Source organism: Staphylococcus cohnii species complex 1663 (genome assembly GCF_041008415.1).
GTDB classification, from domain to species: domain Bacteria; phylum Bacillota; class Bacilli; order Staphylococcales; family Staphylococcaceae; genus Staphylococcus; species Staphylococcus ureilyticus.
The window spans coordinates 1-24,884 of sequence record NZ_JBFDVL010000008.1 but is presented as its reverse complement, the minus strand read 5'-3'; the positions used below and the strand labels follow the sequence as shown (position 1 = coordinate 24,884).

Sequence of the window (24,884 nt, the reverse complement as noted above, 5' to 3'; positions counted from 1 at the left end):
TGTTTTTTTACGTCTCCCTATATTTTCATATATTTGATATTTTTCCCCATACCTTATTAATCAATGATGTTAATGGATATCTGTCTTGTTAAAATAGACAATCATCGCAATAAATCCTGCGAGAGCAGTAGCTGTAATAGCGATGTAAGAGTATTCCGGCGGGTAAGTTAGAGGGAGTGTATTGTTGGCTATATCCCCTGCTGCTGCCCATGGAAATAAAGCTCTATGTTCCGAATTTCCACCCATGACGTTAATCAAGGTTATAACAACCGTAAAAATGATAGTTGGAACATAATTCTTCATTACAAGCGTTACAAGTATAATTGGAGTGGAAAGAATAAATAAAAACATTCCTCCTATACTAAATTGACTTAACGATTCCATTACTAAGGAAATGCTTAGTCCGTCAAACTGCGTTAGCATACCCAAGACTAAAGTGAGTGTCCAGGCAATAAGTGTCAACATCATAATCCATATAAACAGCAGAAGCATTTTGCTCACAATAAAACCTATGCGTGACACAGGAATGGCTAATATATTTTTCAATGTATTTTCCATATATTCGCGATTGAAAAGATAGGTAGTAACCACACCATATAAAGGAACCCCAATGATGAGAACGGTGTACAAATTCACGTTGTAAAAAAGTTCCTTGAAGAGGATGGATGGTTCGTTCAGATATGTAGCTATGACTACAACAAAAGGGGCTACGGCTGCCCCAAGTATGCTTATCAGAAACATACTAGAGCGTTTGAGCTTTAGTACTTCAGTTAAGAATAAATTAACCAATCGTGCCACCTCCGACTAATCTTTCAAAATAATCCTCTAACCTGTCTTCGCTCATCTTTATCTTTAATACGTTAATATCATTTTGCACAAACATCCTATTAATCGTTCCTTGCTCCCCTAGGTGAGAATACACCCGAACCATTCCTTCGTCATAAACTTCGTAATCAAAAATATTAAAATGTTCCTCAAGGAGCATTGTTGCTTTATTATCGTTAGATACTTGGAACTCAAGGTATTTACGATTCCTTTTTCTAAGATGATCGATCCCAATCTCCTCTAAAAGCTTCCCTTCATGAATAATTCCCATATGATCGGCCAGTTGTTCTATTTCCGATAAAATATGACTAGATATCAATATGGTTATATTTCTCTCTGCAGCGAGAGATTTAATCAGCCTCCTCATCTCCTTAATGCCAATAGGATCCAAGCCATTGGTAGGCTCATCTAATATTAGCAATTCCGGATAATGGAGAAGAGCTCTGGCGATTCCTAATCTCTGTTTCATTCCTAATGAATATTTACCGACTAGCTTTTTATTTTCATTTTGCAGTCCAACAATCTCTAATGCTTCATCAATGGCATTTTTCTTATGTACCCCTATGATTTTTGCATTGATTAATAAATTTTCCTTGGCTGTTAAGTTTTCGTAAAATCCCGGTACCTCAACAATAGACCCTATCCGTCTTAAAATCCTTTTTTGGTTCTTGAATAGATTCTCTCCAAAAATTTCAATTTGCCCATAGGTCGGTCTAATTAACCCCAATAGCATTCGAATTGTCGTCGTTTTGCCAGCACCATTTCGACCTAGAAAGCCGTAAATTTCTCCTTGATTTACAGTTATACTAAGCTGATCTACAGACTTTTGTTCCCCATAAATCTTAGACAAATTAGTAGTTTTGATAACCGTATTCATTTAGAAAACACCTTCTTCCAATTAAGCTCTTGATTACATTATAGAAGGTTGATTTTAACTGGGTCTTAACCATTTCTTAATTGTTTCTTAAATACCCTTATTACTGTGTTTGGGGATGGAAAAACCAAAAGTCGTTTTTTTCCACGGAATGCTTTCAACCCAAATTCGTCCGTGGTTTTTTTCCACCAGTTCTTTGGCGATAGAAAGCCCCAAACCACTGCCACCAAATGAATTATTTCTTGAATAATCGCTCCGATACATTCTTTCAAAAACATTCCCAATATCCACATTTGAAATTCCAGACCCCTGATCCCAAATTAGCAGTTGAAAATCATTAGTGGTTTCCGTCAATTCTATTCCTAATACTTTCCCGTCCTTTCCATAATGCACAGCATTCTTGATTAAATTACCTATGATTCGGATAAGGCTTTGGTGGTCTGCCATGATCAAGCAATCTTCTTCTGGAATACGGACTATTAACTCGATCTCCTCTTTTTTAAGCTCAGGTAAAAATTCAATGATTGACTCCCTTGTAACCTCTGCAAAATCCAATAGTTCTTCTTTTAGTAAGAATTCATTCGCTTCGATTTTTGCCATATTAAAAAGTTCATCTAACAATTGCTTTAAACCGTTGGATTTTCTCGATACAATTTCAAGATATTTTCTCTTTTCTTCTTCTGAGGTAGATATGTCATCTTGCAAGGCATCAATATATCCAATGATAGAAGTAAGTGGGGTACGAATATCGTGGGAAATACTAGATAGAATTCTCTTTCGCGCTGTTTGAGACTTTATTGACTGGATTTGAACTTTTTCCAATTGTTCAATTAAGTCATTGATAGAAAAAGTCAATTCATTGAAAAATTTATCGTGATTAGCCAATAACCTTGTATTTAAATTCCCGTTAATAGCCCGCTCCAACTCCACATTCATTCGTTTCAGTTGGGTATGGTAATGGATTCTTTTGAATAATAAAATGGCTGTTATAAAAAACAATACAATGAATAAAAACCACCTAACTATTGCCGGTGTTTGATAATAAATATCTATCATGAAGATACCAGTTATAGTTATAAACTGAAGCATAATAAGAAAGATAATCTTGTCATTCATCTTGTTCACCAACAAACTTATAGCCTATCCCCCATACGGTTTGAATAAATTGCGGATTAGAGGGATCCACTTCTATTTTCTTTCTGAGCTTTCTGATATGCACCATAACTGTATTGTCATCTTCTATATAGTCACTCTCCCAGACATTACGAAATAATTGTGTCTTTGTGAAAACTTGTTCATTGTGTGCAGCAAGAAACTTAAGCAGTTCAAATTCTTTGGCAGTTAGGGGTACCTCCTCACCACCTATGACGATTATGTATTTTTTCAGATCAATCGTTAGGTCTTTATACTTGATCGATGTTTTTTCAAGGGATTCGCCATCACTACCTAGTATCAAAAATCTCCTCATAAGGGACTTCACCCTGGCGATCACTTCATTAATGCTAAAAGGCTTTGTAATATAATCATCCGCTCCGATGCCTAATCCTAAAACTTTATCAACCTCTTGGTCTTTAGCAGTGAGCATCAATATAGGAATATTTGTTTTATTTCTAAGCCTTCTACATACCTCTATACCATCGACCTTCGGCATCATTAGATCTAAAATGAGGAGATTATATTGGTTTTTATCAAATAAACGAAGAGCCTCCTCGCCATTTACAGCAACATCTACCTTATATAATTCTCTTTCTAGGTACTTTTTTAGCAAATTTCTAATTTCCTTCTCATCATCAGCTATAAGTATTCGAATATCTTCCATATTTTCACCTGCTTTTTAGCGTTAATATGAACTTCTTCATTACAATTCACACAGTTTATCGGACAAATACCGAACCACTAGTAATGAAGGGTTCGTTCTGTGACACTAGTCAATCTTGCAAGGTTTTTACCGTATGATTTTTAAATTAACCCTATTCACTCCCCACTCATTATTAAATTTTAAGTTAGATCATAGTCAAGCTTATATATTTATTTAAATACTATTTGACAACATATTACTCATTCTATATAAATGAAAAAAGTTCATTTAAGATTAGTCATTGAATATTCTTTGAACAAAATTAGTATCTACTTTCCGGCTTAAATAGCGTGAAACATTACAACAACTTGCCTAGTAATATCCCAGCCCTATGTTGAACCCCTTTACTACTATGTTTTGTTTTTTCAATTTTAATTCCCTTAGTATTGATAGAGTTTAATGATTTTCTGGTCCAATTACCACTAGCATTAACAAGATTCAAAAGAATATAATTACAGATTGCACTCCAATTTTGTTTCGAAGATGATGATAAAATAAGTGTAGATAGGGAACGACGTTCACGTTCTACCTCAATAATGTTGAAATGGTTGCCATTCATCATATATACTTCAGCAATTATATAACTCCTCTTAGTAATACCGTCGCTTAACTTAGTATATTTCCTATGCCCCACACTTTCTGGCAACACATCAGTAAATGCTCGAATTGCTTTTACCTCTGGATATTGCTCCAATACCTTCAAAACATTAATAAAGTCCTGTATTTCTCCCTGAGCTTTAATTTCGTGAAGCATTTGATGCTCTAATCCTCTTGCCAGTTGTTGACCACCACTATCTGCTGTAGAACGAATGTAATGATCGTCACCATAGTATCTCTTTGTATTTTCATCCTCTTCCAACCTTTGTTTGGTTGATCCAAGTTTGACCTGTTTAACTTTAGGAACCGAGGTATATTCGTGTCCCAATTGATTCATCTGAACAAAATCAAAATCCTCAGTCGCCCCATCGACTTGTTCATCTAATGTAAATCCCCCTTCACCATCTTTTTTATTTAAAGAACGATATGTATATTTCTTCGCTTCCTTTGATTTCTCATTATCCCGAATTTCCGGATGTGAAATTGAGATATTTTCATATGGAATATACTTATTTTTCACATTAACAATTTGTAGTACTGTCCATGTATTCTGATCTTCCTTTATCCGTGCAGTTACAGTGATTGGTTGTGTAAAAGTCCATTCGAATTTCAATGTCTGTTCTTGCAACCATGTGAAGGCAATACTTTCATAAACATGCCTTAAATCACGGTTTGTTAATAGCCAAACCAATTGATAAATAAATGCTGTTCTGGTGTATTTCAATTCATAAAGCGATGAAAAACTAAGATGTATTTTATTTGGTTCGTATGTTTCTGTGAAAAATTGAGGAAATGAATTCGATTCAAACAAGCGATATAAAAGAAAACCATTAGGCGCCAATATACTTCTCAGCACTTCAATGACTGGCAGAATGACATTCTTGCCTTCAAAAGAAAATATGAAACTGCGTGAGGTTGCAGGGTCATTACTTCCATGGACGTTCCAAAGTTTTTCGTAATACTGAACTCGATTTGGATAAATAGTAATATCTACTTCCTGCACCCCCTGTGGAGGCTGACTTGTCGTAATTACACCATCACTATAATAATGTTGAATTGCCAAGCAAGGCAGCGTACCCCAGTCCATTAGTATCTTTTCTGTGACTCCCCTTGCGCGAAAGTATGCATGAAGCATCATTTTATTATTATTACGAAAAGGATCACCAATCCAGATTAGTCTTGCCTTTTCTCCTTTCTTGAATGGCCATTTAATTTTAACTTGTTGTGAGCTCATAATTATCCACTTCCTGTTTCATGTTTATATAAGCTTCCAAATATGGTTTTATTTCATAGAAATGATGTGATTTTACAGCACCTATGCGCTGTACTTTCCATAAGCTTACAGGTTCTCTCTCCCGCAACATTTGATTAATAATAGTACAGCAGCGTCTAATTTGGAATTGCTGGGTAGTTTCTGTCACATCGGTTAGGAGCTTTTTAGTTTGTGGCAGTTTATCAAGATGTTTCTCCAAATTGGACAGTATTCCAAGACGTTTTCCAATAACCGAAATGGTGATTCGAACAGGCTTATCTAACATAATGAGTTCTTCGTAAAGCCTTTTAATTTTTGAATAGTATTCACAATCACGAGATTCCCAATCCACAGTTGCTTTTGGTTTCCCTTTTATCTGATTGATAGGCAGGTTATTAAACAACCATTTCTTATCATGGCGATACAAGTACATATATTCCCTTTTAAAACGTTCCCTAATTTGTGTTCTTGAATCATCAGGAAATTGCTGTATCCCTTCAAGTAGTTGTGTACGGTATTGCTGTAACATTGGTGAGTTGACTTTATTTTTGATTTTTTCTTTTTTTCCACCCGCAGATAAATAATTTTTCACGGTCTTAGAATCAACTCCAAGCATTTCAGCCATTGCTCTTATGCTTAAATTCTTGTTGGATGCAAGGACTCGTAATTTATCCATCCAAGTGGCTCCAAACACTTTTACACGACCAATGTGATATTTATCTTCGCTAGATTTATCAGGACCCTTTCTGGCATAAATATAGCCACAGGAACATTCGAATGTACCGATAGGAGCTGTTGTTTTAAAATCTCTTGTAATCTTTACATTACTGATTACCAATTGCTTATAATGATCGGCAGCCTTATTTAAGCATGGCCAAGGACCTTTACCGAAAGGACCTAAATCCTCACGAACACGAAAAAGTTCTTCTACGTCTTTTCCTAAAAAGTACAGAAAGAATAGATGGCGCAAAGGATGGACATGACGCTTTTCGTTGCGAGTTAATACCTTGAGCCAATTGTGTTCATCTTCCCCGTTAAAATTCGATTCGTACTTTTCTAGAAATCCTTTTGGGAAATTCACTTGAAATGCATCAAATAACTCTTTTTGCCTTACTTGGTTTGATGTAGTAATTAAATTTTTCTCTTTAAGAAGCATTTGATACCTTTTAAAGATTTCCTCACGAGAGAACACTACTATATCAACATTTAACAGTTGATATGCCATTGTCGCTAAATTTACTTGGATATCAAATCGTTCAGGGTACACCACCTCCTGTATAACAGATAAATCCATTTTTTGTACCTCAAACCGAATAAACTTGATACGACTATGCTCGGTAAATTCATCTGGATATTTCTTTAGTTGTAAATAATGATGCGCACACAAGTCTATGCCCTGTAATTGATGCTCCCTATGAATGTATGGTTCTCCGTATCTATCAATATCACCCTTGGCGCATTGTGAGCAGTAGTATAATCCATCTTTCTTGCAAATACCTCCTGCAATCATGCCAAGTCTCGTATAAAGACCCTTTCCGTCACCTTGAACGTCCCACAGAATCTCTTGCTGTCGCTGTTTAGAAAGGAATGGAGCATAAAACGGATAAATAGTATGTTTTGCTAACAGACTTTCTACCGAGTAACGGTTTCCTATTTGTTGAGCTAAAGCATCAAAATGGCTACCAATCTCTAAACTCGGTATCACAGAACGACTTTGAAACACTTCTTCCAACGTATCTTTGTAATCTATATTTCCACTATAAAAATGATAACGTGCAATCGCTGAATAAATTAATTCATCGGGATATGGATCTGTAAAGAATGGCAGCATTTGCTTCCCTCCTAGTAGAACTCCTTCAAAGGTTTTTTAATGTATCCATTTGCTTTTAATAATTCATAGGGGTGTTGCTTTTTTTCCAATGCTTGCTTTCTTAGCTTTAGTAATGGTAGAACCTCTACATTTTTTACTTTTGCCTTTGCTTTTTGATCTTTCTTTTGTTGATTTAAGGCAATCGCCTGCTGAATCGCATCTGATTTAAGTTGATTAAATTCAGTATCAAGTGAATTTTCTTCAACTATTTTTTGTACGAGTTTTTTTATATCATTCTCTTTCAAACTATCAAAAATACCAAGGGCTGCTACTTCAACACTTAAGTTTTCGATCATGTCTTGACGTTTATACTCGATTCTATTTTGTCGTTCCTTAAACGCCTCCTGAATACGTCCTGCTATTTCTGTATTTCGCTTATGGTTCAGCATAACTTCATCCAGGTTGATCATGATATCTTCATATTTCATCATATCGGCAATATTGTTTGTCCGAATAGCTGTCATCATTGGTTGAATCGTTTGCATATCTTCTTTCGCAGTCTTTTTCAGTACTTGTGGCGTAATGATTTCATTCGGGTTGCCCTCATCAAATAATGCGCGTTCTTGTGCTAAAATAAATAAGTTCATAGCAACAGCAGTAATCCCTTGGCATTCGTAATAAAATGATTTCTTTAATTCCTCAGTAAGCTCAGAATAGGTTTTTAAACACTGTAATTCCCAAAGAGTTTCTAAGAAGAACTCCCATTCTTCACTATTTTCCGCCATACGATCCCAAATAATAGCTCCATCACTTGCAGCTCGTCTTGCCTGCCTGAAATTCCCCTTAAATAGTTTTTGTGCCTTAGAAGTACCAATTAATACGGTTGGAATGCCAACCGTATTAGATAGCGTTACAAAGAAATTCAGCATTTCTTCCTGATCATTTTTAGAATGTAGTAGGTGCTGGATTTCATCAATTACCAGAACGCCAATGCCATACATGCTTGCTAATGAAGTCATGTGCAATAACATGGTCGATGTCACTCGATTTAAGTAACCGAATTTCTCAAGATATCTTGTTCCTAACAAGTCATCAATCGCTTTAAAGAAACTTTTACATAGAGTAGATAAGCTTCCATCATAAGGACAGTCAATTTTAAGCCATACAATTTGGGTCCGATTAAACGGTTGTCCCTTGTATTCTTCATGCTTGATTACCTGTGGATACATAAGCAAAAGACGTTCAATTGCCGTTGTTTTACCAATTCCAGAAATACCAATAATGGATAAACTATCGGCGGTCGAGCGAATATAATCCAGTCTTTCATCGATATATTTATGTGTGGTCTCTTCTTCACGCAATTCATGCAATACACGAATACGCTCTAAAAATGTTATGTCTAAAGGATTACGTGCTAAGTAACTCCTACGAATCAACGTTGATAAACGACGTTCTACCTCGAAGTGAATAGGCAAGGGCTGGATAAAATTCCTCACACGTTTTAATACGTGATAGCGAATATTCGTTGCACTTAACTTATCTTGCCTACTAATTCGTGGGGTCACCATAAATCTTTCCAACACATCATCCTCACTGAAAATCGCTGGAAGAGCTTCGATGAAAGGATTATTGGTATATTCACTTAAAGGTTGTTCCTTATAGGTACCTTTTTCAAATTCTCCTTTTAAAACAACCATGTCATTTGTTTTTCCCAAATTCCTCATCTCGCTTCTTCTTTAATTTTTGCATTAGTCGTGAGGATGATTTCTTAGGTGGTGTCTCATCGACCTTTTCTTTTGTAGCGAAGTCAATTACTTCAGCTGATTCACTAACCTTATCAGGTGATAAATCAAATTTTTCAGATTCACGGTTTAATTGTTTTTCAACATCCTTGTTATCACGAATAGAAGCTATTTTGGCTTTCTTACTCGTTGGTTGGTTGTATGATTGTTTTTTATTTTTCACAGCATTTTTAATGATCTCTTCCATTGCTGCATCTGTATTTACTGTGAGTTGAATTTGATTCGTACGTTCTATTTCTTCTAGTTCGTTTCGAAGTTGTTGTTGGAAGACAATTTCTTCCAATAAATCTTCTTTATATTGCTGACTTGGTTCTAACAAAATACACGTCTCAAAGTCCATTCCGTTATCATGGGGAATATAGATTTTTTCGACGTGTCTAGGATCATAAACAACTTCTACACTTCTATTTTTCAACTTCAAATACCAATCCTCTTCAATCGCTCTTTGAGAACCGTATAGAAGGTTTTTAAATTTTATTCCTGCCCTTGAAATTGTTGCTTTCCCTCTCGGTAGCACGTTCAAGCGAAGAATATTTCTATCAATTGTTCTTAGCCTTCCCGTGCGATTTTGAATGCCCCAACTCCATAAATTAATTGGCGTTGGAACTAACCCCTCTGCGACCATTTCTTTTTCAACAGGGTATTTATCAATGACTTTTTGATTGTGATGCAGCGCCATTGTAATAATAAGAGACGTAAACTCCTTTAAATTCAGCGTAGCATTTAAGCGATAATCCTGATCTCCACGCTCTCTATATTCCTTTTGAATCGCTCCAGGTGCCTTTTGCTTCAGCTTACCGTTAAACGTACGAAATTTCCTTTCAACAATTCCTTTTAAATCTCCACGATAAGCCGTAGTATTCTCAATTTTAATATTAAGATTGTTAATGAGATTGTCTACCGAATAACCTTCAAACTCACCTCGGTCAGCGATAATTATTTCAGGCAAATGATGTGTTGGCCATTGCTCAGGAGTTATATCAATTCCATATTGCTTACAAAATTCCACCTTGTCTGCAACCATATTATCTAAAGCCATCATTGCTCCGATCCATGATGGACCTTCTAGTCCGACATAAAGCCCTGTGATAATACGTGAATATACATCAAGAACAGCATAAATAACTGGTCGTCCAATTACTTTATTTACATCAAGCGAACTAACTAAATAGATATCAGCAATAGTTGCGTCAATCTGGAATCTAGTTCCAGGACCATTTGTTTCCGATTTAGAATTACCTAAAATTGGACGATGCTTCAATTCATACTCTTTCGTACTTTTACGAAATTGAATATCTTTTTTTGGATCTTCTAGCTTTTTAAACCAATAGTAAAACTGATGGTAAGAGGGCGTTCGGGTAGCATCCCAAATACGGTATTTCAGCTCACCGTTTTCCTTGTAGCGATCAGAATAGAAGTCACGTAGCATAAAATTATATACATCTTTTAAAGAATAGTTATTCTTTTTCCTGTAGTACTTATTGATAACGTGTTCAATTTGGACCTTAACTTCTTCTGTAATGTTAATCCCAGTTTGATATTCATTATTTAAATTTACTCTTCTAGGACGACCAACTTTTTCTTTCGTTAAAGCTTTCGTTTTACCTTTACCACCTGAATTAGAGTAGTCAGGTAACATGGCGTTTTTTGTCATTCCACGCTGCCAATAGCGAGTTAGCAACTTTTTAATCTTTGTCTTACCTAAGTTGCTATCCCTAACTACTTCAATAATTTTATTCTCTCTCCCTTGTTTACGGAGCAAATCTTGCATATTAGGCACGCAGTATTTTTGTATAGTTTCCCAATCTTCTTCGCGCTTACGAATTTGTACCTCTGTTAAATCACCTTCAGAAATCATTTTTGCATAAGGATCACTAATTGCTAACAGTTCACCTTGCTTGATGTCTGTGGTTAGGCTAGAGTATAGCTCTTTTCGTGGCATAGCACTGCTGGTGTCAATATTAACTATATATACATGTGGTTCTTCAATATCTATTACCCGAATTCTCTTTGAATCTGTTACATATTGAAATACCTGATTAATATAAATCATCCGTATTTCACCTTCTCTAATTTACTTTCATCAACATACTTAACATCAGTTGGCTTCTCTAAATCAATTGGCTTGTACATATCTGTAACCATAATTTTTTTGGCAAGCAAATGATAAAACAACGTAACACCACTACCGAAAGGCAAGTGTGTATCTGCATCAAACTCACTAGCAATTTCTCGGATACTTTGCGAATTATTCAATAGACGACTCATAAGAGACAATGATAAATCATCAATTTGTTGGTCAGCCATTTCTCGATATACATCATAGTTCCGAATATCAAAATAATCATGGATATAACTAATATTTCTAGCCACGGTCTTATCAATTTCTTCCTCTGTTACGATACCCCAACTAATGCCTCTACGCTCCCAGTAAACCCGTTCAATTTCGAATTTCTCTAACACACGTTCTTCTAGAAGCTTATCTTTCATTTTGATAGTATGAGCAACTTCAAATACACCTTGTCCCTTGTCAACTGTTAATAAAAAGTCCGTTGACATAACAATCGGATCGCCTGTTTTTGGATCAGCTGGGTGTTTAATTCCAAGCTCTTCCGCAATGACAATTGTCTCTTCTTGTGGTAATAAAGGAAATTGTTCACGAATATCTAAAACGGCATCGGAAAATTCAGTCAAATAAAAATAATTTCGTTCCAAATCCGATAAAAACTCATGTTGTCTGCCAGTTTTTATACCTTTTAATCTCGTTGACCGACCTAGTGAGGAAACATCTTGAATTTTTAGCCATGGCTGATAATCTGCCCCACTGCCAGTTCCTCTACCTTCTTTGATCCACTTATCTATTTTAGATGTTCTTTTTCTTTTCGCCACAAAAACACCCCTTTAGACAATCATATCCAAAGGGGTGAAACTTCGCAACTTTTTTATAAACATCGCGACTTTGTTTTAAACATCGCATCTTTTTTACAAACGTCGCGACTTTATTTCAAACCTACACCCAGCTCAAACTTATTTATAAATTTATTCAACTGTTACAGACTTAGCTAAGTTACGTGGTTTATCCACATCTAAATCTCTGTGCAGTGCAGCATAATATGAAATTAACTGCATTGCCACAACAGCAACTAATGGTGTTAACAACTCATGGACATGAGGAATAACGTATGTGTCGCCCTCTTTATTTAATCCATCCATAGAAATTATACAAGGGTTTGCGCCACGTGCAGCAACTTCTTTCACATTGCCGCGAATAGAAAGGTTTACATTTTCTTGTGTAGCTAAAGCAATCACTGGAGTACCCTCTTCAATAAGAGCAATCGTACCGTGTTTAAGTTCACCACCTGCAAAACCTTCTGCTTGAATATAAGAAATTTCTTTAAGCTTCAATGCGCCTTCTAAACTAACATTATAGTCGATTGTACGACCAATAAAGAATGCATTTCTAGTTGTTTCTAAGAAATCTGTAGCAATTTGTTTCATTACATCTGCATCATCCACAATTGTTTCAATAGCAGTAGTCACTTTCGCGAGTTCTCGTAATAACTCAACGTCGGCTTCTTTACCGTGTTCTTTCGCTACAATTTGTGACAAAATTGAAAGTACTGCAATTTGTGCAGTGTAGGCTTTTGTAGATGCAACGGCTATTTCAGGACCGGCATGTAATAATAAAGTATGATCTGCTTCACGAGATAATGTTGAACCAGGAACGTTTGTAATTGTTAATGATTTGTGCCCTAGTTTCTTAGTTTCTACTAATACAGCACGACTATCCGCTGTTTCACCTGATTGTGAAATGTAAATAAATAATGGTTTTTCAGAAAGTAATGGCATATTATATACAAATTCTGAAGCAACATGTACTTCTGTAGGCACGCCTGCCCATTTTTCTAAGTATTCTTTACCAACTAATCCTGCATGATAACTTGTACCTGCTGCGATGATGTAAATTCTGTCTGCATCTGCTACATCTTTTATAATATCCGCATCCATTTTCAAATTACCTTCAGCATCTTGATATTCCTGGATAATACGACGCATTACTGCAGGTTGTTCATGGATTTCTTTCAACATGTAATGATCATAAACACCTTTTTCTGCATCAGCAGCATCAATTTGTGCAGTATAAGCTTCTCTGTCTTGTACCGTACCTTCTTGGTCTTTAATAACTACATCATCACGTTTAACAATAACAATTTCATGATCATGAATTTCTTTGTATTGGTTTGTTACTTGTAACATTGCAAGTGCATCTGAAGCAATAACATTAAAATCATCGCCTACACCAATTAATAACGGCGATTTATTTTTTGCAACATACATAGTGTCACGGTCATGACTATCAATTAATCCTAATGCGTAAGAACCTTCTAATAACGATACAACTTTCGTAAACGCTGCTTCTGTAGAAAGTCCAGTATTTGAGAAGTATTCAACTAATTGAACAATAACTTCTGTATCAGTTTCAGATAGAAATTTTACATCTGATAAATATTCATTTTTTAACTCTTCATAGTTTTCAATTACACCATTATGCACTAAAGTGAAACGTTTAGTTGCAGATTGATGTGGGTGTGAATTTTCATAATTTGGCACACCATGTGTTGCCCAACGTGTGTGACCAATACCTACATTGCCATCAACGTCTTTACTATCTGCAACTTTTCTTAACTCTGCAATACGTCCTTTTGATTTAAATACATTTGTGCCATCATCGTTAACAACAGCAACACCAGCAGAGTCATATCCTCTATATTCTAATTTTTCTAATCCTTTTAGTAACAATTCTTTGGCATTATCATGCCCGATATATCCAACTATTCCACACATATAAATACTCCTCCAATTTAATGGTGAAGGGTATTGAACGTTCGGCGTATAGGAACCTGTTCAATATATAAGACCAATTCAAATAAATTTCTTAACATTCGTTTTTGTAAGAAATTTTAAAAATAGGCACAGAAATCCCATTCACCTTTACTTTTAATTTTTATTTAATTTGGCTATCTTATTAACTTTGTGCACTAGGTCACCCTAATGTTTTCCTTAATAAGTTTACGAATGAGCCACATCCGGGATAGCATCCGCCGATGGTTCGATAACTATCCTCCTCGTCTACAAGCTTCGATTTCATATCTATTAAGATTTCTGCTATAAATCTTAAATGTTAAATATTTAACCGCTTCACTTGCACAGGCGCTTTTATTGATATATTTAAGACAAACTTTCCTCCTTTCCTTCAATACCACTAATTGTACAATGTATTTGTGACCAAATGCAAATTTTTTATTAACTTCATCCTTAAAATAATTGCAAAATGTTTTTATTATTAAAAATTCAAAACCTTCCATATATTAATAGTCATAAACTTGTCAAAAAATATGTGACAAATTTGAGATTACTATTTGTTGTTTATTTATGTAAACAGACCTACAATGATACTTAAATACAGAGAAAAAGAGGTGCAAATTATGTCACAAACAGATGCTCAAGAAAATAAAGGAATTGGTCGTAAAGTTCAAGCCTTTGGTTCATTTTTAAGTAGTATGATTATGCCTAATATTGGTGCTTTTATTGCTTGGGGTTTTATAGCAGCAATATTTATAGATGGCGGTTGGTGGCCAAATAAAGATTTAGGTGAATTAGCTGGACCAATGATTACTTATTTAATACCATTATTAATTGCTTATAGTGGTGGTCGCCTAATACACGAGATGCGTGGCGGAATTATTGCAGCTGTAGCAACAATGGGTGTTATTGTAGCATTACCAGAAACACCTATGTTACTAGGTGCAATGATTATGGGACCACTTGTTGGTTGGTTAATGAAGAAAACTGATGAATTCATTCAACCAAGAACACCACAAGGTTTTGAAATGTTATTCAATAACTTCTCAGCTGGTATTTTAGGTTTTATTATGACTATCATAGGTTTTAAAATATTAGCACCAATCATGGAATTTATCATGCATATTTTATCAGTTGCTGTTGAAGCATTGGTACATGCGCATTTACTTCCATTGGTAAGTATTATTGTTGAACCTGCTAAGATCGTATTTTTAAATAACGCTATAAATCATGGTGTATTTACACCATTGGGTGCAGATCAAGCTGCATCTGCAGGCCAATCTATTTTATACACAATCGAATCAAATCCTGGTCCAGGTTTAGGTGTTTTAGTTGCTTATATGATCTTTGGTAAAGGGACAGCTAAAGCTACTTCATATGGTGCTGGGATTATCCACTTCTTAGGTGGTATTCATGAAATTTACTTCCCTTATGTGTTAATGAGACCCTTATTGTTCATCGCAGTAATATTAGGTGGTATGACTGGTGTTGCTACTTATTCATTATTAGACTTTGGGTTCAAGAGTCCAGCTTCACCTGGTTCATTTATCGTATATATGTTAAATGCCCCTAAAGGCGAATTCTTACACATGATTACAGGTGTGTTATTAGCAGCAATCGTTTCATTTATTGTTTCATCAATTATTTTAAAATTCACAAAAGAAACAGAAGAAGATTTAGAAGCAGCGACAGAGAAAATGGAAGCATCAAAAGGTAAAAAATCGAGTGTATCTTCTAAGTTAACAGGGAATAGTGATGATAACACTTCAACAACTACAAAAGATACAGCTGACAAAAATAGTGATAGTCAATCAGAGGATGATTTACTAGATAACTATGATACAGAGAATGTAGATGCACATGACTACAGTAAAGTAAATCATGTTATCTTCGCTTGTGACGCAGGTATGGGATCAAGTGCTATGGGCGCAAGCATGTTACGTAACAAATTCAAAAAAGCTAGCATTCAAGACGTTGAAGTAACGAATACAGCGATTAATCAATTGCCAAGTGACGCTCAACTTGTCATTACTCAAAAAAAATTAACAGATAGAGCAATCAAACAAGTTCCAAATGCAATTCATATTTCAGTAGAGAATTTCTTAAATTCTCCTAGATATGATGAATTATTAGAAAACCTTAAAAAAGAAGAAAACTAATCACTCACTAAAAGAGAAATAAATTGGAGGGTATGGCTATGTTTTTGAGTACACGTGAAAAGGAAATTATCGAAATGTTAATTAAGTATCACGGTCAATATGTCACTATTTATGACATTGCTCAACATTTAGCTGTATCCTCTCGTACTATTCATAGAGAATTAAAGTCTATTGAGCCATTTTTAGAAAGTTTTAATATTGAATTGGAACGCGTTACGAAAAAAGGTTTACAGTTATCTGGTAGTCCATCAGCGATACATTCATTAAAAAATGAATTACTTCAACAAGTTACGATTGATTTGTCTCAAGAAGAACAAAAAGTAATTATATTATATGCACTTATTCAAGCTAAAGATCCAATCAAGCAATACAGTTTAGCACACGAAATTGGTGTTTCTACGCAAACCCTAGCTAAATTACTAGATGAGTTAGATGGTGAACTCGTACAATATCAATTAACGCTTCAAAAAAAGCGTGGTGAAGGTATTCACCTTTATGGTGCTGAATCAAAAAAAAGAGAGTTATTAAGTCAATTGATGGTTAATAATTTAAACAGTACGAGTGTTTATTCTGTAATAGAAAACCACTTTGTGTATCAATCCATTAATCAAACTCAGTTACCAATGGTAGATTTAGATAAAATCTTCCAAGTTGAGAGAATTCTTATGGATCATTTAGGACAACTACCTTATTCACTGACAGAATCAAGCTATTTAACTTTAACAGTACACATTGTGCTCAGCATTGATCGAATGCTTAAAGATGAATATGTAGCTTTAAATGATGATATTTATAATCATGTCAAAGATACCTTTGAACATCAAGTCGCCTCAGCTTTAGCATTACATTTAGAGCACATCTACGGCGTTCAGTTCAACCAAGCCGAAATAACCTTTATCACGATTCATTTACGCGGGGCCAAACGCAAAGAAACTACTGAAGTGTTTAAAAATAATAAAGATGATCAACGCATCAAAAATCTTATTCAAATGGTATCAGAAATTTCTCAACAAACATTTAAAGATTGGCGAACATTAAGCGAAGGGTTAAAATTGCATATAATACCTGCAATCAATCGATTAAATGCTAATATTGAAACGCATAATCCTTTAACTGAAATGATTAAGCATAAATATCCAAGATTATTTGAAAGTGTACATCAAGGTTTAATAAAAACATGGCCAAATTTTCAATTTCCAGAAAGTGAAATTGCATTTATCGTATTACATTTCGGTGGTGCAATTCAAAAACAAGCCACATCTTTTTATAAGGTGCTCGTCGTTTGCAGTAGTGGGATTGGTACAAGCCGTCTACTTGCTACACGATTACAACAAACATTTAGTGAAATTCAACAAACAACGCAAGCCTCTGTGGGTGATCTTAATTCCATTGATATTCAACAATATGATGCTATTATTTCAACAGTTAATCTAGATATCAGCTTACCATATCTCACTGTTAATCCATTGTTACCAGATGCAGACATTAATCACGTAGCTGCTTTTCTAAACATGCAACAAGACAAGCCACAAACGCAAATATTTGATGATGCTGATATAACCTTTTCAAATCCTGAATATCAATTAGATTATATCCGTAAAGGACTTGAAGTCATTGATTCGATATATATTGATTATACACATATTCAAGATTGGATTATGTATTTAACAAGACAATTATTTAAACATCAAATTATTGAAGATAAACAGTCATTCGCTGAACTTATTAAGCAACGCATGGATGAACAAGGCTTTGTTTTAGATCCTTATCCTATTGCTATGCCACACTTAAAAAGTGATTTAATTAAAAAACCATTTATCCTAGTCACTATATTAGAAAAACCACTTTTGCTTAAAAGTAATCAAAATGACAAAGTTTCTGTAACATATTTATTAAATATGTTCATACCTCCGGATGATATCATGGCACAACTTATTAGTGAATTATCTGGAAAAATTGGTGAGCATCTCGATAATATCGATCAATTTATGCAACAACCAGAACAATTATCAGATTTACTAAAACAAAGTTATCTGAAAGCATTACAAAATCAATTAAACATGGAGTGAATAATATGAGCGAATTATTTAGCAATGACAATATTTTTATTAATCAAACTGTGAAAGATCAAAACGAAGCAATTGAAAAAGCAGGACAAGCACTTGTATCCAGTGGTGCAGTTACAGAAGACTACATTCAAGCTATGAAAGATCGTGAGCAAGTTGTAACAACATTTATGGGTAATGGATTGGCCATTCCCCACGGTACTGATGAAGCGAAAACTAGTGTATTAAAATCAGGGTTAACTTTAATTCAAATTCCTGATGGTGTTGATTGGGATGGAGAAGAAGTTAAAGTGGTTGTAGGTATCGCAGGTAAGGATGGTGAGCATTTAGATTTACTATCAAAAATTGCTATCACATTTAGTGAAGAAGAAAATGTTGAACGCATTATCAATGCTTCATCAGCTGAAGAAATTAAACAAGTATTTGAGGAGGCTGACGCATAATGAAAGCATTACATTTTGGTGCGGGTAACATTGGTCGTGGTTTTATTGGTTATATTTTAGCTGATAATGATATTAAAGTTACATTTGCAGATGTCAATGCTGAAATTATTGATGCTTTAGATTCAAAACATGAATATGATGTGATACTAGCTGACGATGCGCAAACAACAACTCGTGTGCACAATGTTGACGCAATCAATTCAGGACAACCTTATGCTAAATTAAAACAAGCTGTATTAGAAGCTGATTTAATTACTACTGCAGTCGGTGTAAATATTTTACCAATTATAGCTAAAACGTTTGCGCCTTATTTAAAAGAAAAAGAAACACCGGTAAATATTGTAGCATGTGAAAATGCCATTATGGCTACGAACACATTGAAAGAGGCAATCTTAGATATCACTGGTCCATTAGATGACCATATTCATTTTGTCAATTCTGCAGTTGATCGAATTGTTCCTCTGCAGTCCAATGAGAATATTTTAGATGTCATCGTGGAACCTTTCTATGAATGGGTTGTAGAAAAAGATGCATGGTATGGTCCAGAATTAGATCATATCAAATACGTGTCTAATTTAACGCCTTATATTGAACGAAAATTATTGACGGTAAACACTGGTCATGCATTCTTAGCCTACGCTGGTAGATATAATAATCAACCTACGATTTTAGATGCAATGAATGATAAAATAATCAAACATGACCTGGAAGAAGTTTTAAAAGAAACCAGTCAATACATTACGAACCAATTTGATTTTTCAACATCAGAACAAGCAAAATACGTTGATAAAATTATTGAGCGCTTTAAAAACCCTCATCTTTCAGATGAAGTAACTCGTGTTGGTCGAGGCACAATCCGTAAAATTGGACCTCAAGATAGAATAATTAAACCATTAAATTATCTCTATCAAAATAATCTAAAACATCATGCCTTAATTAAAGCAGCTGCATTACTATTAAAATACGATGATACGAATGATCAAGAAACAGTTGAAAAAAATAATTATATTAAAGCTTATGGTGTTGAAGCCTTCTTAAAAGATTATGCTAAAATTGATGATCACTTGGCTTCTGAAATTAACAAAGAATACAACGTTTTATAAAAGATAATGTATTATTAAATATCCAAAATTATAGACTAATCCTCATTTATATGGATTAGTCTTTTTAGTTAATTTTTATAACATTAGTTGTATTTGCAAGAAATAAGTGACTTTATAGCTCAATTCTGTACTTTTCTTATGCTTCTGATTCTACTAGATATCTACCTAAATTAATTTACAAAATGAATTTAAAATATAATATTATGAATTACACACTTCGTTTGGTTTATAGCTAATAAAAAAACTGTCAATACATGTACTAACACTATCATTAGTATCTGTATTAACAGTTTCAAATAAGTCATAGAACTTATTCATTTAACCCCATTTTCTCTTTAACTACATCTGCAATTGTTTGGGCATAATGTTGTGCTGCTTCATCAGTTGCTGCTTCAACCATAACTCTTACTAATGGTTCCGTGCCTGATGGTCTAACTAAAATACGCCCTTCTCCGTTCATTTCAACCTCTACTCTAGTCATAACTTCCTGAACATCTACATTTTCTTCTACGCGATATTTATCAGTCACACGCACATTAACTAAAGATTGAGGATATTTTTTCATTTGTCTTGCAAGTTGACTCAAGCTTTTACCAGTCATTTTAATAATGCTTGCTAACTGCACGCCTGTTAATAAACCATCACCAGTAGTGTTATAATCCATTAACACGATATGGCCAGATTGTTCTCCACCTAAATTATAATTACCTCTACGCATTTCTTCAACTACGTAACGATCTCCTACTTTTGTTTTATTAGATTGAATACCTTCATCTTCTAAAGCTTTGTAGAATCCTAAATTACTCATGACGGTTGAGACGATCATATTATTATTTAATTCTTGGTTCTTGCTCATTGCTTGACCAATGATGAACATAATTTGATCTCCGTCAACGATATCTCCATTTTCATCAATAGCGATTATTCTATCGCCATCACCATCAAACGCTAATCCAAAGTCACATTCAGCTTCAACAACTTTTTCAGACAATGTTTCTGGATGTGTTGATCCTACATGATCATTAATATTATAACCATTAGGATTACAACCAACCGTAACTGTATCAGCCTCTAAATCTCCAAATAAAAACGGTGCTAGCGATGAAGTAGAACCATGGGCACCATCTAAGGCGATTTTCATACCATCTAAGTTAACATCAATCGTTGATTTTAAATAACTTAAATACTTCTGCGCACCTTCAAAATAATCAGAATAATGCACAATGTCTTCACCGACAGGACGTGGTAATTCTGGATTTTCTTGGTCTAATAATTGCTCAATTTCTCTTTCTTGATCATCAGATAGTTTGAAACCATCTGAACCGAAAAATTTAATACCGTTATCTGGGACAGGATTATGAGAAGCAGAAATCATAACACCTAATTCAGCTTCCATCTCTTTAGTTAAATATGCTACGCCAGGTGTTGATATAACGCCTAAACGCATGACTTCTGCACCGATTGAAATCAATCCAGCGATCAACGCAGATTCAAGCATTTCACCAGAAACACGAGTATCTCTACCTACTAGTACTTTAGGGTGCTTTTCACCTTCATTATGGGCTAACACGTAACCTCCAAAACGCCCTAATTTAAACGCAAGTTCTGGCGTTAATTCTTTGTTTGCAACGCCCCTTACGCCGTCTGTACCAAAATATTTTGCCATGATTTATATCTCCTTTATAAAAATCTATTTAATATTAATTTTTGCTGTTGTTTCATTTGGTTCAATTTTTGAAACGTCATCTGGTAATTTAAATTCTACATTTTTTTCAGTTGATTCTGTAACTCCATCTAAATCGATTTCTGCAGTAATTTCGTCAATATCTTGAATGTCGTTTCTATTACCGAAAATTTCTACTTCTTCTTTATCTAATTTTATATCATCTATCTCTTTACCTTTAGGTAAGGCGCCTATTGCTTTAGTTTTCACTTTTACTTTCTTGCTATAATCTTCCAATTTGACGCTCAAATTAACTTCATTTGGTTGTATTAATACTTTGATTTTATTGAGTTTTCTATCAAAAGCAGTGATACGTGCAATATCCGTAGTATCTTTACTAATTTTATCTTTATCTTTAAACGTAGCTTTTAAGTATGCAATTTTATCAATTTGCTTGCTACCACCAGTAACTTTAACTGTTTCAGGCGATACGCTTTGGTCACTCACTTTATAATTGGCATCTAAGTCATTATCACTCACATCAGGTTCTACTTTAAGTTTCTTAGTAACTTTTTCTTCAAGATTAACTGTTGTTTCTTTTGGCTTAACTGTATAATCAACGTCTTTATTTAAACCATTGACCTTGAATTGTGTGGTATGTTTTCCAGCCTTCTCACCACTCAAATCAAGTACAGCTTTAATATTTTCGCCGTTTTCAGCTTTCAACACTTGAGATTGTGGACCAGATATTTCAATATCCACTTTATTCGGTACATCGCTAGCATATAACGATTTACTATCATAATTAACTTGTACTGGTACATCCTGAAGTGTTTCAGTAGATTTTTGTCCCAGTTGGTCAGCATTAAAGATATTACCAAACATGTTATTGACAGATAAGAAGAATACTAATGCTAAAACTAATGCGATTAATCTTAATCCCCATTTACTTTCTAACATATTAATTCACACCTTTCTCTTGAAAGTGTGTGCCAAACCAATGTTCAGCCAATAATTCTTCAAATGCTTCATTAGAGATATCTTTTCTTAATTTACCATCAAACGTGACTGAAATAGATCCTGTTTCTTCAGATACTACTACTGTAAATGCATCTGAAACTTCTGAAATGCCCACAGCTGCCCTATGTCTTGTTCCCAGACTTTTAGCTATTTTAGCACTGTCTGACAGTGGCAAATAACTGGCAGCACTTGCAATTTTGTTCGCTTGAATGATCATAGCACCATCATGTAAAGGTGTATTTGGTATAAACACATTAGTCAGTAATTCTTGAGAAATTTCGGAATTCATTGCTATACCTGTTTCAATATAATCTTGTAATCCTGTTTCTTTTTCAAATACGATTAATGCGCCAATCCGGCGTTTAGCCATATACTGAACAGCCTTAGAAACAGATGAAATAAGCTTGTCTTCATCACTATTCAAACTTGTAGAATAGCGTTTAAATAGACTTCCTCTACCCAGTTGTTCTAAAGCACGTCTAATTTCCGGCTGAAATATAACGATTAAAGCTAAAACACCCCATTGTATTACTAAATCAAACAAACGAGATGTCGCTGTTAAGTTTAACATTTTACTCACTTGTTGGCCGATCACAATTACTACAATACCTTTCAGCAATTGAATCGCTTTTGTACCTTTAAATACTGTAATGAGAAGATAAAGTACATACCATACAATGAGCAAATCGAGTACACTAGCAATTATTTTGACTGTACTCCAATCATCAAAAAAGTTGGATAAATCCATAACATCTCCTCCGGTTATCTGTTCCCATGTTATATATTATACCAATCATAACATTAACTGTCATATTAAGTATTAATTTTTTATCATAAAATTAAAAGGAATAATATGGAATTACCCCCATATTATTCCTTTTATTGTTTTATAATAATGTTTCACCAAAGAAACTACCTACTAATGAAACTGCCTGTTCTGCCGTGTGATTATTCATATCTATCAAAGGATTTACTTCAACTAAATCCATGGAAGTGATTAAATTTGAATTATGTAATAATTCTAGCGCAAAATGACTTTCTCTATATGTTAAGCCTCCTAGTACTCTTGTACCAGTTCCTGGTGTTTCAGCAGGATCTAAGGCATCTACATCTAATGACAAATGAATGCCATCTGTTTTAGATTTCAAGTAATCTAAAGTTGCCTCCATCACGTGCTTAATCCCAAGTTTATCAATATCGGCCATTGTATATGTTTTTATATTATTTTCTTTAATATATTGACGTTCTCCCTTATCTAAATCTCTCATACCTATCAGTACAATGTTCTCTGATCTAACTTTTGGCGCATAATTAGAGATATTCACTAAACGTGAGTCCCCTTCGCCTGCCAACACTCGCAGTGGCATCCCATGTATATTACCTGAAGGTGATTCTTCAGGTACATTTAAATCACCATGTGCATCATACCAAATCACTCCTAAATTTTCATAGTGTTTACTAATACCAGAAATTGAGCCTATTGCTATGGAATGGTCACCACCTAATATAAGTGGAAAATTACCATTATCAACACTTTGTGATACTGTTTCACTAAGTTGGTTAGATACTTCAACTATTTCATCTAAATTGCGTAATCCTTTTTGAGCTGAGTTGAACTTCTCTAAATGTATTGCAGGAACACTAATATTACCTGAATCTTTAACATTAATTCCAATATTTTGTATTCGTTCTACAATACCTGCATAACGGATTGCGTCCGGTCCAAAATCTACCCCCAATTTTTTTTGGCCATAAGTCGAAGGTGCACCAATAATCTCTACTAATTTATCCATTTAAAAAACCCCTTTGTTTTCGTTTGATACTAGGATAATCTAAAGTGATATGACTTTCAAGCTAATACAAAAGCCCCCAATTATGTAAATTTAAGCAAATTACATAAAGAAACAAAATAACGATTTTTAATTCAAAATAACTAGGTATAGCAACATAATTTCATTATTTTAAACAAAAAAATGTATATAATAAATATCAAAAAACTTCTATTAAAAACAAAAAAAGCATTCCCGAAGGAATGCTTAAAAGTGAGCCATAGAGGATTCGAACCTCTGACCCTCTGATTAAAAGTCAGATGCTCTACCAACTGAGCTAATGGCTCTAATGGCTGGGCTAGCTGGATTCGAACCAGCGCGTGACGGAGTCAAAGTCCGTTGCCTTACCGCTTGGCTATAGCCCATTAATGGTGGAGGGGGGCAGATTCGAACTGCCGAACCCGAAGGAGCGGATTTACAGTCCGCCGCGTTTAGCCACTTCGCTACCCCTCCGTATTATTAAATTAGCAATGGTGGAGGATGACGGGTTCGAACCGCCGACCCCCTGCTTGTAAGGCAGATGCTCTCCCAGCTGAGCTAATCCTCCAATATGTATCAATGACCCCGACGGGACTCGAACCCGTGTTACCGCCGTGAAAGGGCGGTGTCTTAACCGCTTGACCACGGGGCCATATGGCTCCACAGGTAGGACTCGAACCTACGACCGATCGGTTAACAGCCGATAGCTCTACCACTGAGCTACTGTGGAATAATAATACA

The 24,884-nt window shown here is 34.8% G+C and carries 18 protein-coding genes and 6 tRNA genes; 4 read left to right on the top strand and 20 right to left on the bottom strand.

All coding sequences use genetic code 11. The features are described 5' to 3' along the window. Nucleotides 1-69: 69 nt before the first annotated feature. The 10 genes from AB1J10_RS10300 to glmS all read right to left on the bottom strand — a co-directional run bounded on the left by AB1J10_RS10300 (nucleotide 70) and on the right by glmS (nucleotide 13,863). Complete coding sequence (locus tag AB1J10_RS10300; RefSeq protein WP_088401733.1) at nucleotides 70-789, bottom strand: ABC transporter permease; 720 nt, start codon at nucleotides 787-789, stop codon at nucleotides 70-72. Next, nucleotides 782-1,702 carry an ABC transporter ATP-binding protein gene (locus AB1J10_RS10295; RefSeq protein ID WP_011867743.1) on the bottom strand — a complete coding sequence of 307 codons (921 nt, stop codon included), beginning with the start codon at nucleotides 1,700-1,702 and terminating at the stop codon, nucleotides 782-784. The genes AB1J10_RS10300 and AB1J10_RS10295 overlap by 8 nt, the downstream gene beginning before the upstream one ends. A gap of 87 nt (nucleotides 1,703-1,789) precedes the next feature. After that, on the bottom strand, nucleotides 1,790-2,815 hold the full coding sequence (locus AB1J10_RS10290; RefSeq protein ID WP_011867744.1) for a sensor histidine kinase: 1,026 nt from the start codon (nucleotides 2,813-2,815) through the stop codon (nucleotides 1,790-1,792). Next, on the bottom strand, nucleotides 2,808-3,518 hold the full coding sequence (locus AB1J10_RS10285; protein ID WP_011867745.1) for a response regulator transcription factor: 711 nt from the start codon (nucleotides 3,516-3,518) through the stop codon (nucleotides 2,808-2,810). The genes AB1J10_RS10290 and AB1J10_RS10285 overlap by 8 nt, the downstream gene beginning before the upstream one ends. 337 nt (nucleotides 3,519-3,855) lie before the next feature. Continuing rightward, nucleotides 3,856-5,388 (bottom strand): Tn7-like element transposition protein TnsE, encoded by a 1,533-nt coding sequence (locus AB1J10_RS10280; protein WP_011867746.1) that lies wholly within the window; start codon nucleotides 5,386-5,388, stop codon nucleotides 3,856-3,858. After that, complete coding sequence (locus tag AB1J10_RS10275; RefSeq protein ID WP_011867747.1) at nucleotides 5,369-7,237, bottom strand: TnsD family Tn7-like transposition protein; 1,869 nt, start codon at nucleotides 7,235-7,237, stop codon at nucleotides 5,369-5,371. The genes AB1J10_RS10280 and AB1J10_RS10275 overlap by 20 nt, the downstream gene beginning before the upstream one ends. Before the next feature lie 11 nt (nucleotides 7,238-7,248). Beyond that, nucleotides 7,249-8,940, bottom strand: a complete 1,692-nt coding sequence (locus tag AB1J10_RS10270; protein WP_011867748.1) for an ATP-binding protein — start codon at nucleotides 8,938-8,940, stop codon at nucleotides 7,249-7,251. Continuing rightward, complete coding sequence (locus tag AB1J10_RS10265; RefSeq protein ID WP_011867749.1) at nucleotides 8,915-11,071, bottom strand: Mu transposase C-terminal domain-containing protein; 2,157 nt, start codon at nucleotides 11,069-11,071, stop codon at nucleotides 8,915-8,917. Before AB1J10_RS10265 ends, AB1J10_RS10270 begins: the two co-directional genes overlap by 26 nt. Then, nucleotides 11,068-11,907 (bottom strand): heteromeric transposase endonuclease subunit TnsA, encoded by an 840-nt coding sequence (locus AB1J10_RS10260; protein WP_011867750.1) that lies wholly within the window; start codon nucleotides 11,905-11,907, stop codon nucleotides 11,068-11,070. Before AB1J10_RS10260 ends, AB1J10_RS10265 begins: the two co-directional genes overlap by 4 nt. A 150-nt stretch (nucleotides 11,908-12,057) precedes the next feature. After that, nucleotides 12,058-13,863, bottom strand: a complete 1,806-nt coding sequence (gene glmS / locus AB1J10_RS10255; RefSeq protein ID WP_046207715.1) for a glutamine--fructose-6-phosphate transaminase (isomerizing) — start codon at nucleotides 13,861-13,863, stop codon at nucleotides 12,058-12,060. Nucleotides 13,864-14,504: 641 nt separating this feature from the next. Between glmS and AB1J10_RS10250 the strand changes: the two genes are divergently transcribed. The 4 genes from AB1J10_RS10250 to AB1J10_RS10235 are packed head-to-tail and all read left to right on the top strand — an operon-like array spanning nucleotide 14,505 to nucleotide 19,652. Further along, nucleotides 14,505-16,040 (top strand): PTS mannitol transporter subunit IICB, encoded by a 1,536-nt coding sequence (locus AB1J10_RS10250; protein ID WP_046207713.1) that lies wholly within the window; start codon nucleotides 14,505-14,507, stop codon nucleotides 16,038-16,040. A 38-nt stretch (nucleotides 16,041-16,078) separates the two neighbouring features. Continuing rightward, nucleotides 16,079-18,109, top strand: a complete 2,031-nt coding sequence (locus tag AB1J10_RS10245; RefSeq protein ID WP_107365739.1) for a BglG family transcription antiterminator — start codon at nucleotides 16,079-16,081, stop codon at nucleotides 18,107-18,109. Between the two features lie 5 nt (nucleotides 18,110-18,114). Next, nucleotides 18,115-18,549, top strand: coding sequence for a PTS sugar transporter subunit IIA (locus tag AB1J10_RS10240; protein WP_046207711.1), 435 nt, complete (start codon nucleotides 18,115-18,117; stop codon nucleotides 18,547-18,549). Continuing rightward, nucleotides 18,549-19,652 carry a mannitol-1-phosphate 5-dehydrogenase gene (locus AB1J10_RS10235; RefSeq protein ID WP_107391399.1) on the top strand — a complete coding sequence of 368 codons (1,104 nt, stop codon included), beginning with the start codon at nucleotides 18,549-18,551 and terminating at the stop codon, nucleotides 19,650-19,652. Before AB1J10_RS10240 ends, AB1J10_RS10235 begins: the two co-directional genes overlap by 1 nt. Before the next feature lie 310 nt (nucleotides 19,653-19,962). Here AB1J10_RS10235 and glmM read toward each other — a convergent pair whose 3' ends face one another. From glmM to AB1J10_RS10185, 10 genes are all read right to left on the bottom strand, one after another. Then, a complete protein-coding gene (gene glmM / locus AB1J10_RS10230; RefSeq protein ID WP_046207709.1) occupies nucleotides 19,963-21,318 on the bottom strand; it encodes a phosphoglucosamine mutase in 1,356 nt (451 codons plus the stop codon). 24 nt (nucleotides 21,319-21,342) lie between these two features. Then, nucleotides 21,343-22,275, bottom strand: coding sequence for a CdaR family protein (locus tag AB1J10_RS10225; RefSeq protein ID WP_046207708.1), 933 nt, complete (start codon nucleotides 22,273-22,275; stop codon nucleotides 21,343-21,345). A gap of 1 nt (nucleotide 22,276) precedes the next feature. Continuing rightward, nucleotides 22,277-23,083, bottom strand: a complete 807-nt coding sequence (gene cdaA / locus AB1J10_RS10220; protein WP_019467737.1) for a diadenylate cyclase CdaA — start codon at nucleotides 23,081-23,083, stop codon at nucleotides 22,277-22,279. 139 nt (nucleotides 23,084-23,222) lie between these two features. Then, nucleotides 23,223-24,128, bottom strand: a complete 906-nt coding sequence (gene rocF / locus AB1J10_RS10215) for an arginase (RefSeq protein WP_070039777.1) — start codon at nucleotides 24,126-24,128, stop codon at nucleotides 23,223-23,225. Between the two features lie 250 nt (nucleotides 24,129-24,378). Next, nucleotides 24,379-24,451 (bottom strand) — tRNA-Lys (locus AB1J10_RS10210). A 3-nt stretch (nucleotides 24,452-24,454) separates the two neighbouring features. Further along, nucleotides 24,455-24,529: transfer RNA gene (locus tag AB1J10_RS10205), tRNA-Gln, on the bottom strand. Between the two features lie 4 nt (nucleotides 24,530-24,533). Continuing rightward, nucleotides 24,534-24,617: transfer RNA gene (locus AB1J10_RS10200), tRNA-Tyr, on the bottom strand. Nucleotides 24,618-24,635: 18 nt separating this feature from the next. Further along, nucleotides 24,636-24,711 (bottom strand) — tRNA-Val (locus AB1J10_RS10195). Between the two features lie 12 nt (nucleotides 24,712-24,723). Beyond that, nucleotides 24,724-24,795 (bottom strand) — tRNA-Glu (locus AB1J10_RS10190). 3 nt (nucleotides 24,796-24,798) lie between these two features. After that, nucleotides 24,799-24,873: transfer RNA gene (locus AB1J10_RS10185), tRNA-Asn, on the bottom strand. Nucleotides 24,874-24,884: the final 11 nt, after the last annotated feature.

Coding starts and splice junctions, on each gene's coding strand:
- AB1J10_RS10290 (WP_011867744.1), bottom strand. CDS start 2,815: ATGAATGACAAGATTATCTTTCTTATTATGCTTCAGTTTATAACTATA.
- AB1J10_RS10245 (WP_107365739.1), top strand. CDS start 16,079: ATGTTTTTGAGTACACGTGAAAAGGAAATTATCGAAATGTTAATTAAG.
- AB1J10_RS10250 (WP_046207713.1), top strand. CDS start 14,505: ATGTCACAAACAGATGCTCAAGAAAATAAAGGAATTGGTCGTAAAGTT.
- AB1J10_RS10270 (WP_011867748.1), bottom strand. CDS start 8,940: ATGAGGAATTTGGGAAAAACAAATGACATGGTTGTTTTAAAAGGAGAA.
- glmS (WP_046207715.1), bottom strand. CDS start 13,863: ATGTGTGGAATAGTTGGATATATCGGGCATGATAATGCCAAAGAATTG.
- AB1J10_RS10235 (WP_107391399.1), top strand. CDS start 18,549: ATGAAAGCATTACATTTTGGTGCGGGTAACATTGGTCGTGGTTTTATT.
- AB1J10_RS10265 (WP_011867749.1), bottom strand. CDS start 11,071: ATGATTTATATTAATCAGGTATTTCAATATGTAACAGATTCAAAGAGA.
- AB1J10_RS10225 (WP_046207708.1), bottom strand. CDS start 22,275: ATGTTAGAAAGTAAATGGGGATTAAGATTAATCGCATTAGTTTTAGCA.
- AB1J10_RS10295 (WP_011867743.1), bottom strand. CDS start 1,702: ATGAATACGGTTATCAAAACTACTAATTTGTCTAAGATTTATGGGGAA.
- AB1J10_RS10275 (WP_011867747.1), bottom strand. CDS start 7,237: ATGCTGCCATTCTTTACAGATCCATATCCCGATGAATTAATTTATTCA.
- glmM (WP_046207709.1), bottom strand. CDS start 21,318: ATGGCAAAATATTTTGGTACAGACGGCGTAAGGGGCGTTGCAAACAAA.
- rocF (WP_070039777.1), bottom strand. CDS start 24,128: ATGGATAAATTAGTAGAGATTATTGGTGCACCTTCGACTTATGGCCAA.
- AB1J10_RS10280 (WP_011867746.1), bottom strand. CDS start 5,388: ATGAGCTCACAACAAGTTAAAATTAAATGGCCATTCAAGAAAGGAGAA.
- cdaA (WP_019467737.1), bottom strand. CDS start 23,083: ATGGATTTATCCAACTTTTTTGATGATTGGAGTACAGTCAAAATAATT.
- AB1J10_RS10285 (WP_011867745.1), bottom strand. CDS start 3,518: ATGGAAGATATTCGAATACTTATAGCTGATGATGAGAAGGAAATTAGA.
- AB1J10_RS10240 (WP_046207711.1), top strand. CDS start 18,115: ATGAGCGAATTATTTAGCAATGACAATATTTTTATTAATCAAACTGTG.